We start from the raw sequence: 11,947 nt of genomic DNA on the forward strand, positions 1-11,947 counted from the left end.
ACCAGCGCACCGTCGCGCTCAATCGGCGTGGTTCATGTCCGCGCAGTTGTGCGGATCGGCGCGACACAGCTTCTCGTACGCGACCACCGCCTTCCTGCGCTCGTTCAAGGCGGCCGGCGTGCGGAACGGCGCAAGGATCTCGCCGAGCGACATGCTCACGCCGTTCTTCACCACGTACTCGACGGCGGCCGCGGCCTTCAGGTCCTGCAGCGGATTGCCGCGCACCATCACCAGGTCGGCCAGCTTGCCGACCTCCACCGTGCCCAGGTCCCGCTCGACGCGGCTCATCCGTGCGGCGTTGATGGTCACGTCCTGCAGCGCCTGGTGGTTCGACGTGACCATGCCCGCCGCGCGCAGGTTGGTCTGCAGCGCGATGCCCGGCGCGACCAGCGGCGTGTCGGTGCCGATGGCCAGCAGGCCGCCCGCGCGCTGCACCTTGGCCGATTGCTCGGCGTCCTTGCGGGCAAGCTGCAGCACGGCGGGGGTTGGCGTCTTGGTGTCGCGCAGGCCCGCGAGGAAGTTCGGCGGAATCAGCAGCTTGAAGCGGTCGTCGCTGGTCATCAGCGGGTCATCCCCCACCAGCGCGAGCGAGGAGAACAGCGTGTCGACCAGGCGGAAATCCGCCTTCGCGTGCAGGTCGTAGGCGTCCTGGTAGGTGAAGCCGCCGACCGACTTCGACCAGCCGTAGCCCATGCGCTGCGTCGCCGACAGGTGCGTGGTGCCGCCGATGCCGGCCGCAGCGCCCGGTGCGAGCATGTGCGTGCCGGTGGGCACTCCCATGTCGAGCCCAGCCTGCGCGATCTTCGCCATGATCGGGATCGGCGCGCGCACATACGACTTCAGGTAGTCGACCCCCATGGCCTTGGCCTTCGCGATCTCCAGGTCGGCCACCTCGGGCGTGCGCAAGGTGCGCGCAAAGCTGTAGAAGAGCCGGTTGCCCTCCCACAGCGGCGGTGAGACGAAGAGGCGCGGGCCCACGAGGTTGCCCGCATCCAGCGCCTCGCGCATCTCGATGCTCTGGTGCAGCGGCCCCGCGACCGACTGCGTCGAGGTGATGCCATAGGCCAGCATCGATGCGGCCACCTGCCCGTACTGCCCGCCCTGGTACAGCGTGAGCGGGTGGAAGTGCGGGTCCCAGAGCCCGGGCATCACCGTGAGCGCCGACGCATCGATGTACCGGGTCGCGCGCCGGGCGGCCGACGCCTCGTGCGGCCGGATCGCGGTGATGCGGTTGCCGCTGATCACGATGTCCATGTCGGTGCGCAAGGTTTCGCTGTTGCCGTCCCACAGGCGGCCTGCGCGAATCACAGTGGTCCCGGTGGCCACGGCCTGCGTCCACGAGAGGTTCAGCGGCACCTCCGTCGCGCCGGAGCCATCGGCGGCGACGGTCTTCAGCTTGTCGGTCGCCTTGTAGAGGATGGTGCGCGAGTCGCCTGCCCACGAAGGCAGGTCGGCCGCCTCCTTCGTGATCGCCACCGCAGGGCCGGCGGGCGCGCCGTCGGCCTTGAGCGGCATCACGTGCAGCACCGAATCCATGATGAAGGCGACCTTGGTGCCGTCCGGCGAGACGGCCGCGGCGCCCTCTTCCCGGTCCGATATCTGCCGCGGCACTTCCGCGACGGGATAGAAGGCGCCGGTCTTGCCCGCGATGTCGATCACCCGCAGCTTGTTGTAGCCCTCGCGAAAACGGTTGTTCATGCGCTCGTTGTCCACCAGCACCACCTTCCTGCCGTCCGGCAGCCACGAGGGCGTGCTGACCTGCGAGCTCACCTGCGCGATCACCACCTGCGGCGTGCGCGATGCGATGTCCCACACCTCCAGCTGGCCCGAGCCGGTGGTGTAGGCGATGCGGTCTCCCGTGGGCGACATCTTCGGCGTGACCATCGACTTGGCCTGGATCGCCGCGAGCCGCGTGCGCCGCTTCGAGCCGATCTCGACCTGGTCGATGGCCAGTGCGCCGCCGTTGCCCTTCTCGGTCGAGAAGTACACGGCCCGCCCATCGGGCGTGAACTGCGGGCTGCCATCGCGCGCCTTGTCGTTGGTCAGGCGCACGGGAGCCTGGCCGATCTTCATCACCCACACGTCGTTCAGCGCCACGAAGGCCACGCTCTGTCCGTCGGGCGAGATCACCGGCCCGCTGATGCCGCGCACCGGCTGCGGCCCCATGGCGTTGAAGCCGCGGTCCTTCTGCTTGTCGATGGCGGGCCGGCGCACCGTCAGCGTCGCGCTGAACGGCACGTTGGCGGGCGCCTCGCCTGCGGCATTGCGGATCTTGATTTGGCCGTCCGCCGTGTACAGGAAGCGGCCGTCCGCGAGGTGGCGCACCGGAAACGGAAAGAAGTCCTCGTTCTGCGCCACGTCCTTGCCGCGCACGCTCAGGGTCTTGCGGTCGGTCTGGAACACGAGGCCCGAGCCGTCGGGCGCCCAGGCGGGCATGGTGCCGGGGCCGACCAGCTTCGGCGCCTCGGTGCCGCCGATGGGCCGGGTGAAGACGCGCGCCGCGTCCACGAAGGCAAGCTGCTTGCCGTCGGGCGAGACGGCCGGGTTGCTTTCCGCACCGGCGCCCGAGGTCAGCGGCGTGTAGCTCGCATCGTCGAGCGACACGCGCCAGATCTTGTACTGGCCATCGTTGCCGCGGTCCGATGCGAAGACCAGACCCTTGCCGTCCGGTGCCCACGTGGGCTCGCGGTCGTCGTAGGGGCCGGTGGTGACGCGCCTGAGGCCCGCCCCATCGGGCTGCACGACCCAGAGGTGGTAGTTGCCTTCGACGTCGTAGTTCTGGAATGCGACAAGGCGGCCATCGGGCGACCACACCGGTGCGGTCGGCTCCATGTCCCAGCTCGTGATGCGCGTGGCGATGCCGCCGCGCAGCGGGAGCATCCAGAGCGCGCCCATCGCGGTGAACGCGATGCGCTTGCCGTCGGGCGACGGCGCGGCCGCCATGTTGGTGCCTTCGTGGAATTCCACCGACACGTCCTTGGTCGAGCCTTGCAGCTTGTTCAGGCTCGTGATCGGCACGGCGGGCTTCGTGACGCCCGTGGAATCGGTACGGGCCACGAGGCCGCTGCTGCTGCCGGTGCCGCATCCGGCGATCAATACCGAAACGGCCGCGGCAACGGCGAGCGCCGGCGCGTGTTTGCGCATCTTCATGAGGGAGGTCTCCTGTTGGTCTTCTTGTTCCGCACATTCGCCTGCGGACGGGTGGCACACCGGGGGCGGCGCGCCGGTTCACTCTGTGTGCGCTTTCTGACAGCGCGCTTACCCGTTACCGGTGGAGACCAAGCCGTCGCCACGTCGTAAGCTTCGGCGTTGCATTGCGCCTCTTGCGTAATGAATTCGTTGCAAGCCTCCGGTTTCCCCTCTCCTTCCATGATCCGAACCCTCCTGCGTTTCTCCGGCCGACTCGTGGCCTCGCTCGCCGTGTTGCTCACGGCCGCATGGGCCTGTGCGGCCCTGTGGTACCAGTTGCCGGCAACGCCCGCCCTCAAGATCGCCGCCGGTGTGCTCTGGGCCGGTTTCGGCCTCGCGGCGATCGCGCTGCTGTGGCGCGGCAAGGCCGCACGCGCCCTGCTCTCGTATGCCGTGGGGTTTGCCATGGTGCTCGCGTGGTGGGGCACCATCCAGCCCTCGCAGAATCGCGTGTGGGCCGACGACGTGGCACGGCAGCTCGTCGCGCGCGTCGAGGGGAACGTGGTCACCATGGAGAACGTCCGCAACTTCGACTGGCGCACCGACACCGACTACACGCCGCGCTGGGAAACCCGCCGCTACGACCTCGACCGGCTTCGCTCGGTCGACGTGTCGCTCTCCTACTGGACCGGTCCGGCCATCGCCCACACGCTCGTGTCCTTCGGCTTCGACGACGGCCAGTTCGTCACCTTCTCCATCGAGATCCGCAAGGAACGCGGCGAGAGCTTCTCGTCCGTCAGCGGTTTCTTCAGGCAGTTCGAAATGAGCCTCGTCGCGGCCGACGAGCACGACATCCTGCGCGTGCGCACCAACGTGCGCGGCGAAGACGTCTACATGTACCGCGTGCGGCTGCCCGAGGCCGAGATGCGCTCGCTGTTCCTCGGCTACCTCGGCGAAGGCGCAGCGCTGGTGCGCGCGCCGAGCTTCTACAACACGCTCACGGCCAACTGCACGACCATCGTCTACGCGCTCGCCAGGCACGTCGTGCCGGGGCTTCCGATGGACTGGCGACTGCTGGCCTCCGGCTACCTGCCCGACTACCTCTACGACGTGGGCGGCCTCGCGCCGGGCCACGACATGGCGCAGCTGCGCGCGGCCGGGCGCATCACTGAACGCGCGATCGCCTTCGACAAGAACCCTGGCGCGGACGGCTTCTCGCAAGCCATCCGGCGCGGCTTGCCGGGCGCCGAGACGGGGAGCAAGCCGTGATGCGCCCACGTTTTTCTTCACTGCTGTTGTGCGCAGCACTGCTGCTGGGCGGCTGCGCAGGCGTCACCGTCGGCTCGATCTCGCCCTCCGAATACCTTGCGCAACGCCGCGGCGATGTGCTCATCACCGGCAAGCTCAGCACTTCGGCAGAAGAGGTGCTGCGCGTGATCGGCTCGGACGCCGACCAGTGCACCGCGAACGGACAGGCCTGCCGCCAGGCGCTGGCCGACTCCACCGGCCTCAGCGACGAACAACGGCTCTCCGCCCTCTCGGAAGTCTGGCTGCAGGTGGCGCTCGCGGCCGGCAAGGCCAGCGGTGCCGCCGCCGGGCCTGCCGCGCCCGAAACCATCGAGGCGTACCTGGAGACCGCGCGCCATGCCTACGCCTACCTGTTCTTCACCGCGCGCAAGCCGCGCGACCGGGCCTTCGAAGACCGCCAGACGCAGGTGCGCGACTACTACAACTACGCGGTGCAGCAGGCGATCACCGGCCTCTTCAGCCGCTACCGCCAGAGCGGCCGCATGGGCGACGACGCGCTGGTGCGCGTGCCGCAGGTGGGCGCCTGGCGCATCGACACCGACCTGTCCGCGCTCGAGCTGCGCCCCGACGACCCGGTACCGCAGGCGCTGATTCCCGCCGCCTCGCTCACCTTCTCGGGCCTGCGCAACACCTACCGGCGCGACGGCTTCGGCGCCGAGCTGGTGGTGGAGACCAACCAGCCGGCGCCCTCGCCCCGCCCCCTGGACAACAAGGCCGAAGACGACACGCCGCCCTACAGCGAAATGCCCTTCCCCGGCCTCACCGCGCTCCTGCGCTTCGAAGGCACGGACCTGCGGCAGGTGCTCGCCACGCACACCGCACGCATCGTGGTGTTCGACCCCTACCGCACCTCGACCACCCGGCTCGCGGAGCAGGACATTCCGCTCGCGGCCAACTTCACCTCGGGCTACGGCCTCTGGCTCGCCCGCTCAGACTTCGCACGGCAGGCGCTGCGCAGCCTGTTCGGCAGCGCCGACGGCCTCACCCGGCCGCGCATCTACCTGATGCAGCCCTACGACCCGAACCGGCGCACGGTCATCATGCTGCATGGCCTCGCGAGCAGCCCCGAGGCGTGGATCAACGTGGCCAACGAGGTGCTGGGCGATGAAACACTGCGCCGCAGCTACCAGATCTGGCAGGTCTACTACCCGACGAACGCGCCGCTGGCGATCAACAACTTCGCGATCCGGCAGGCCATCACCGAGACGCTCGCGCATTTCGACCCGACGGGCAAAGCCGAGGCCTCGCGCAACATCACGCTGATCGGGCACAGCATGGGCGGCGTGCTCTCGCGCCTTCTGGTGTCCTCGTCGGGCGACAAGCTGTGGGACTCGATCCTCTCCAGCTACCCCATGCAGGGCGCGCAGCAGCAGCGCGTCGAGCAGCGGCTTGCGCCCTACCTGCGCTTCGAGCCGCTGCCGCAGGTGAGCGATGCGATCTTCATCGCCTCGCCGCACCGCGGCACGCCATTCGCCAACAACCGCATCGCACGCTGGGTGGCCAACCTCATCACGCTGCCGGTGGCGATGCTGGGGCAGTTGAACGACATCTCCCGCGAGCTGATGCGCATCGCGCCCGGCAAGCAGGACATCGGGCCGCTGCGCATTCCCAACAGCATCGACAACCTGAGCGACCGCGACGCCTTCGTGCAGATGTCCTCGGGCCTGCCGATGAACCCGCGCGTGCGCTTCCACTCGATCATCGGCAACGACACGCCGGGCGTCGCGCTGGCGCTGGCCAGCGACGGCATCGTGCCCTACGAGAGCGCGCACCTCGAGGGCGCCGCGTCGGAGCTTGTCATACCGTCAGCGCACAGCGTGCAGGAGAATCCGCTGGCCATCCTGGAAATCCGGCGAATACTCAGGGAACAATTGCAGCCCACCCGGTAGTCAAAGCACACGCCCCCTCACATCCCCACCCGCCATGGACAACTTGCAAGCTTTGCAGTCGCTCGGCATCACCCTGCCGAGCCCGGCCTACATCCTTGGCGCCGTGCTGTTCGGCCTCGCCGGCATCGCGGCCTACCGGTACGGCAAGCGTTCCGGCCGCCGGCGCAGCAAGTGGCTCGGCGTGGCGCTGATGTTCTATCCCTACGCGGTCCCGTGGACCTGGCTGCTCTACGTCGTCGGCATCGCGCTGTGCGCGGGTGTTTTTATCGACCGCGATTGAGCACCCGCAATCCCGCCCACACCGCAAACAACACGCTCGCACCGAACACCCAGCCCGACAACGCGCCGGCCATGGTGCCGGAGAGCAGGTTTCCGACCGTGCAGCCCAGCCCGGTCATCGCGCCCCAGCCGAGCAGCACGCCGCCGCCCAGGCCGCGAGCGATCTGGCCCGCCTTCGGCCACGCGGGCTTGAACTGCCCGCTTGCGAGCGCCGCAGCCAATGCACCCGCCACGATGCCGCCGACCAGCAACGCGTTGGGCGTCTGCCAGAGGCTCTCGACCACGGCGGTGACGCAACCGCCAAAACCATCGAGCCCATCGAGCCGCTGCGGCAACAGGCCCTGCGCGTTCCCGAGATCGCGTGCGGCGCTGCCCAGTGCGGCCGTCACGCCCAGCGGGCGCAGCCGCAGCACCACGATCACCGCGATTGCGCCGACCGCGATGCCGCCCCATCCATAGGCCCAGCGTCCTTGCAGCAGACCGCGCAGCGCCGCGCCAAAGCTGCGGGGCGTCGTTGCCGGCGCTTCGGCCGTGGGCAACCGTCGCCACAGGACGGCGCTCAACACGCCGAGCACCACGAGCTGCAGCACCGCCGACCCCGCATAGCCCAGGTAATGCGGCAACCACACCACCGGCGCGGTGGCGATGGTGGCGCTGTAGAGCCAGTTCCAACTGTTGAAGCCCAGCAGGAACCCACCTGCAGCCCCCAGCAGCGCGAACGGCGCGGTCGGCGAGCCTTCGCCCAACCGGTACCAGTGCGCGCTGATGCACGAGCCCGAAACCACCATGCCCGCGCCGAAGGCCAGCCCCGCGAGCACCAAGGCCCAGCTGACCGGGCCGATGTGCGCATCGGGCGGCAGCCGGCCCGGTTGCGGCACGGGCAGCCAGCCCGTCATGACGACATGCATGCCCACCGTGCCGACCGCGAGCGCGGCCACGATGGCAAGCAGCCCGCGTGCATCGCCGCCCTCGAAATAGTCGCGCGCATGGCAATAGAAGCAAAAGCGCGAGCGCTGCAGCACCACGCCGAGCACGGCGCCCAGCCCGAGTGCGAATGCGAGCGCCCGGCCGCCGCTGCGTTCGCCGAGCAGGTGCACGCCGGCGGCGATCAGCAACACCGTCGCGGTGGCTGCCACGAGACCGGTGCGGGAAAGTGAAAGCGATGAAGTAGTCATGTCCTCTCCGGCACATCCATAAAAAAAGCGAGCCCGTGGGCTCGCTCAAAAGTCGTCCGTCAAGTTGGCGGTGAAGACAACCCGACTCCGACTCACCTCGAACTCATCCTTCAAACCACCTCCAGATCCCTCACTTGGAAGCCCAGACCGTGCCGCTCGGGTTGTTGACCGGCACGCCGACGGCGTTGCCGTATTCGGTCCACGAGCCGTCGTAGTTGCGCACGTTCTTGTAGCCAAGAATCTTGTTGAGCGCGAACCAGGTGTGGCTCGAACGCTCGCCGATGCGGCAGTAGGTGATGGCCGGCTTGCTGCCGTCGATGCCCACGCCCGCATAGAGCGCCTTCAGCTCGGCGACCGACTTGAAGGTGCCGTCTTCATTCACCGCACGGCCCCAAGGCACGTTGGCCGCGCCGGGGATGTGGCCCGCGCGCACTGCCAGCTCGGCAGCGCCGGCGGGGGCAAAGATCTTGCCGCTGTACTCGTCGGCCGAGCGGATGTCGACCAGCTTCGTGTCGCTCTTGCCCTCGGCCACGGCCAGCACGTCGGCCAGCCGCGCGCGAATCTGCGGGTTGGGCTGCGTCACCTTGAAGCGGGTGGCGGCGTATTCGGGCGCGCGGTTGTCCAAGCCACGGTTCTCGGCCTCCCATTTCTTGCGGCCGCCGTCGAGCAGCTTCACGTTCGACAGGCCGTACTGGTCGAACACCCAGGCGCCCCATGCGGCGAACCAGTTGTTGTTGTCGCCGTACAGGACGATGGTGGTGTCCTTGTCCACGCCTGCCGTGGACAGCAGTTTCTCGAAATCGGCCTGGCTCACGATGTCGCGCCGCACGCGGTCGTTCAGGTCGTTGTGCCACGAGAAGTTGACGGCACCGGGAATGTGGCCACGCTCGTAGAGGCCGGGGTTCACGCTGACCTCGATCACGCGCAGCTTCGGGTTCTTGAGGTTCTTCTCGAGCCACTCAGTCGAGACGAGCGGGCCGCTGCCGTCGGCCGATGCCTGTGCGAATGCGACCGGCGAAGTGGCCAGGAAGGCCAGCGTGGCGAAGGACGCGGCTCGCCACCATCTGCTGAGAATCGACATGCGGGACTCCTTGTGAATGAACATGAAAAACGAGACTGGACTCTAGGCAAGCGCGCGCCGATCACCAACGAAGCGTTTGCGATAAGTCCATAACCAATTCAGCAAATGCACCCAGCAGAAAAAGGGGCAACGGCATCAAGCGACCCGCAGCGCCGGCTCGCGCACAGGCTCGGCCGTTGCATGCCATCCCAGCTCTGGCGCGATGCGGCGCGCGAGGTCGTCCAGGATCTGTTCGTACTCTTCGCTCGCGAAGTTGTAGGGCAGCTCCACGCGCAATTCGCTCACCTGCGGCAGCACCGGGTCCTTGCGCAGCCGCTCCAGAATTTCGTCGGCCGTGCCCACGAGGTCCGTCGCGAAGAGCGTGCGCCGCTCGCCCTGCGGCGTCAGCGTGCGTTCGATGCGGCTCGCTGCGAACTCGCGGTATCGCCTTCGCGTGGCCGCATCGGCGCCATCGAGCGGCACGATCACGCGGCCCAGCGCCACCCTGCCCGCGCGCGGCCCGGCCTCGCTTGCGCGGTAGCGCTCGATGAGAGCCGACTGCGCCTGCAGAAAGTCATCCGTGTGCTCGCCCGAAAGCACGTTGCCCAAGAGCAGGTTGAAGCCGTTGCGCCCTGCCCATTCGGCCGAGCGCAATGAACCGCCGCCGTACCAGAGCCGGTCGATCAGCCCCGGTGCATAGGGCTGCACGCGCGGACGCACGCGCCCGCCGGCCGACTCGACAAAGGTGTCCTCGTCGCCGAGCAGCACGTCTTCGAGGTTGGCCCGGAGGCGCGCCACGCGCTTGTGCGTGAAGTCGATGGTGTTCGGTGCCGCGTCGTAGAAGCGGCTGCCCAGCAACGCGCCGTGCGGCGGCACGCCCGCGCTCAGGCCCACCTGCAGCCGGCCGCGCGAGAGCACGTCGACGGTGGCGAGGTCTTCGGCAAGGCGGAACGGGTTCTCATAGCCCATCTGGATCACCGCGGCACCCAGCTCGATGCGGCGCGTGCGCTGCGTCGCGGCCGCGAGGATCGTCGTGGCCGACGACACGCCGCGCTCCAGGTGTCGCTGCCGCACCCAGGCGCTGTCGAAGCCGCGCCGCTCGCCAAATTCGAACAGCGCCAGCGCCGCTTCGAGGCCGGCCAGCGGATTCGCCTCGGCGTAGTTGCCGGGTGTCAGAAAACCGATGTGATGGATGGCCACGGTGCCGCCCTCCTTTTCAGAACTTGGGCAAACCGGGTGGATTGATCTCGGACTTCGGCAGCGCCTCTTCCGTGAGGCTCCAGCGCGCGAGTGCCTTGCCGTAGGTCCCGTTGCGGATCAAGTTGTTGGCTGCAGTGCTCAGCGCCGTCGCAAGGCCGCTGCCCTTGCGCGTGGCAACCGCCACGTCGGACTTCAGCGGCCAGCCCGCATTCACCGTGCCGACCAGCCGGAGCTGCCCGTTCTTCGCCGCCTCGTAGGCCTGCGGCGCGTTGGGATTGAAGTTGGCGTCGACGCGCTTGGTCGTCACCGCCAGCCAGCGCGTCACATCGTCGTCGTAGTACTGGATCGCGATCGGCTTCAGGCCCGCGGCCACGTTCTGGCGGTCCCATTCGAGCAGGATGCGTTCCTGATTCGTGCCGGCGCCTGTCGTGAGCTTCAGGCCCGCCACGTCCTTCGGCTCCTTGATGGACTTGATGGCGCTGTCGGTGCGCACATAGAAGCCGTGCAGGCCGAGCCGGTAGGTCGAGAAGTCGAACTTCTCCTTGCGCTGCTCGGTCACGCCCACGTTGGAGATCACCGCGTCGTACTTGCCCGAGGCCAGGCCCAGCGGCCAGTCGGGCCAGGCGACGGGCTGCAGCTCGAGCTTCAGGCCCAGCGACTCGGCAATGAGGTGCGCGAAGTCGGGGTCGAAGCCGACGACGGTTTTCGCATCGGTGGCGTAGGTGGAGATGGGCGGCGCGAACGGCGCGATCGCGATGGTCAGCACGCCCTCCTTCACGAACTTGAAGCCCGGTTGGATGGCATTGACCGCATCGGCGTCCTTGCCCGTGTGCAGGCGGCCCTTCTGCTCGGGACTGAAGTCGAATTTGTCGGCGGCATGTGCCGTCGTTATGGCGATCAAACCGAAGGCGATCAGTACGCCGGCTTTGCTTCTGAAAGACATTCCCCTCGCCTCAGTTCTTCGGCAGGCCGGGCGGGTTGGTGCGCGCCACCTCGATCGCCTCGGAGCTCAGGTTCCAGCGCGACAAGGCTTTCGCGTAGTTGCCGTTCTTGATCTGCGCATTCAGCGCTACCGTGATGGCTTCGGCAATGCCCGAGCCCTTGCGAGAGGTGACTGCGATCTCGGCATTCAGCGGCCAACCGCCGGAGACGAGGCCTGCAAGCCGCGTCTTGCCGTCGCGTGCCTCGTAGGCAGCCAGGGCGTTGGGACCGACATAGGCATCGGCGCGGCCCGACTGGAGCGCGAGGCGCTGCACCACATCGTCGTCGTAGTACTGGATTTCCACCGGCTTCAGCCCGGCAGCGATGTTCTGCTTGTTCCAGCGCAGCAGGATCTGCTCCTGGTTCGTGCTGGCCGACACGATGAGCTTGAGCCCTGCGATGTCTTTCGGCTCCTTGATCGCGCCGAGCTTGCTGTCGGACTTCACGTAGATGCCCAACTGGTCATTGCGGTAGGTGGAGAAATCGAACTTTTCCTTGCGCTCCTCGGTCACGGTCACGTTGGACACCACCACGTCGAACTTGCCCGACTGCAGCCCCAGCGGCCAGTCGGCCCACACGGTGGAGACCAGCTCGAGCTTGCGGCCCAGGCTGTCGGCCACGAGCTGTGCGATGTCGGGGGCATTGCCGACGGGCGTCTTCGTGTCCGTGGCGTACGCCGCCAGCGGCAGCCGTCCTGTGGTGGTACCGACGACCAGCACGCCCTCCTTCACGAACTTGAAATCCTTGGCGAGCTTGACGGCCTCCTCCACCTTCTGCGAACGCGGACGACTGGCCTGCTCCGGACTCAGGTCGTCGGCGGCAGCAGCCCGCTGCGCCGAGGCCGCCAGCGGCAGCAGCATGGCAGCGCCCAGGAGCGCGGAAAGGAGGTTCTTGCGATGGATCATGGGAAGGACTTCGGTCAGGGG

The 11,947-nt window shown here is 68.0% G+C and carries 9 protein-coding genes; 3 read left to right on the top strand and 6 right to left on the bottom strand.

Annotated features, from left to right (window positions below; genetic code table 11):
• Nucleotides 1-18 precede the first annotated feature (18 nt).
• Nucleotides 19-3,150, bottom strand: coding sequence for an amidohydrolase family protein (locus NU688_RS07520; protein ID WP_257859910.1), 3,132 nt, complete (start codon nt 3,148-3,150; stop codon nt 19-21).
• A gap of 219 nt (nt 3,151-3,369) precedes the next feature.
• Here NU688_RS07520 and NU688_RS07525 point away from each other — a divergent pair, with 219 nt between their 5' ends.
• From NU688_RS07525 to NU688_RS07535, 3 genes are read left to right on the top strand one after another with little or no spacing between them, the layout of a single operon-like run.
• Entirely contained in the window at nt 3,370-4,398 is a 1,029-nt protein-coding gene (locus tag NU688_RS07525; RefSeq protein WP_257859912.1) for a DUF4105 domain-containing protein, read from the top strand.
• Nucleotides 4,398-6,326, top strand: a complete 1,929-nt coding sequence (locus NU688_RS07530; RefSeq protein ID WP_257860536.1) for a triacylglycerol lipase — start codon at nt 4,398-4,400, stop codon at nt 6,324-6,326. The genes NU688_RS07525 and NU688_RS07530 overlap by 1 nt, the downstream gene beginning before the upstream one ends.
• A 34-nt stretch (nt 6,327-6,360) precedes the next feature.
• Nucleotides 6,361-6,606 carry a hypothetical protein gene (locus NU688_RS07535; protein ID WP_176657396.1) on the top strand — a complete coding sequence of 82 codons (246 nt, stop codon included), beginning with the start codon at nt 6,361-6,363 and terminating at the stop codon, nt 6,604-6,606.
• Here the strand turns inward: NU688_RS07535 and NU688_RS07540 are convergent.
• From NU688_RS07540 to NU688_RS07560, 5 genes are all read right to left on the bottom strand, one after another.
• Nucleotides 6,590-7,780 (bottom strand): YeeE/YedE family protein, encoded by a 1,191-nt coding sequence (locus NU688_RS07540; RefSeq protein WP_257859914.1) that lies wholly within the window; start codon nt 7,778-7,780, stop codon nt 6,590-6,592. The two genes, NU688_RS07535 and NU688_RS07540, sit on opposite strands and share 17 nt — an antisense overlap.
• 130 nt (nt 7,781-7,910) lie before the next feature.
• Nucleotides 7,911-8,861 carry a sulfurtransferase gene (locus tag NU688_RS07545; RefSeq protein WP_257859915.1) on the bottom strand — a complete coding sequence of 317 codons (951 nt, stop codon included), beginning with the start codon at nt 8,859-8,861 and terminating at the stop codon, nt 7,911-7,913.
• A gap of 135 nt (nt 8,862-8,996) precedes the next feature.
• Entirely contained in the window at nt 8,997-10,040 is a 1,044-nt protein-coding gene (locus NU688_RS07550) for an LLM class flavin-dependent oxidoreductase (RefSeq protein ID WP_257859916.1), read from the bottom strand.
• Nucleotides 10,041-10,056: 16 nt separating this feature from the next.
• The gene (locus NU688_RS07555; protein WP_257859917.1) at nt 10,057-10,983 is read right to left on the bottom strand and encodes an ABC transporter substrate-binding protein; all 927 of its coding nucleotides are present in this window, start codon (nt 10,981-10,983) and stop codon (nt 10,057-10,059) included.
• 10 nt (nt 10,984-10,993) lie between these two features.
• On the bottom strand, nt 10,994-11,926 hold the full coding sequence (locus NU688_RS07560) for an ABC transporter substrate-binding protein (RefSeq protein WP_257859918.1): 933 nt from the start codon (nt 11,924-11,926) through the stop codon (nt 10,994-10,996).
• Between the last annotated feature and the right edge of the window lie 21 nt (nt 11,927-11,947).

It is taken from the genome of Variovorax sp. ZS18.2.2 (genome assembly GCF_024701975.1).
Classification (GTDB): domain Bacteria; phylum Pseudomonadota; class Gammaproteobacteria; order Burkholderiales; family Burkholderiaceae_C; genus Variovorax.

Coding starts and splice junctions, on each gene's coding strand:
- NU688_RS07560 (WP_257859918.1), bottom strand. CDS start 11,926: ATGATCCATCGCAAGAACCTCCTTTCCGCGCTCCTGGGCGCTGCCATG.
- NU688_RS07540 (WP_257859914.1), bottom strand. CDS start 7,780: ATGACTACTTCATCGCTTTCACTTTCCCGCACCGGTCTCGTGGCAGCC.
- NU688_RS07530 (WP_257860536.1), top strand. CDS start 4,398: ATGCGCCCACGTTTTTCTTCACTGCTGTTGTGCGCAGCACTGCTGCTG.
- NU688_RS07525 (WP_257859912.1), top strand. CDS start 3,370: ATGATCCGAACCCTCCTGCGTTTCTCCGGCCGACTCGTGGCCTCGCTC.
- NU688_RS07555 (WP_257859917.1), bottom strand. CDS start 10,983: ATGTCTTTCAGAAGCAAAGCCGGCGTACTGATCGCCTTCGGTTTGATC.
- NU688_RS07545 (WP_257859915.1), bottom strand. CDS start 8,861: ATGTCGATTCTCAGCAGATGGTGGCGAGCCGCGTCCTTCGCCACGCTG.
- NU688_RS07535 (WP_176657396.1), top strand. CDS start 6,361: ATGGACAACTTGCAAGCTTTGCAGTCGCTCGGCATCACCCTGCCGAGC.
- NU688_RS07520 (WP_257859910.1), bottom strand. CDS start 3,150: ATGAAGATGCGCAAACACGCGCCGGCGCTCGCCGTTGCCGCGGCCGTT.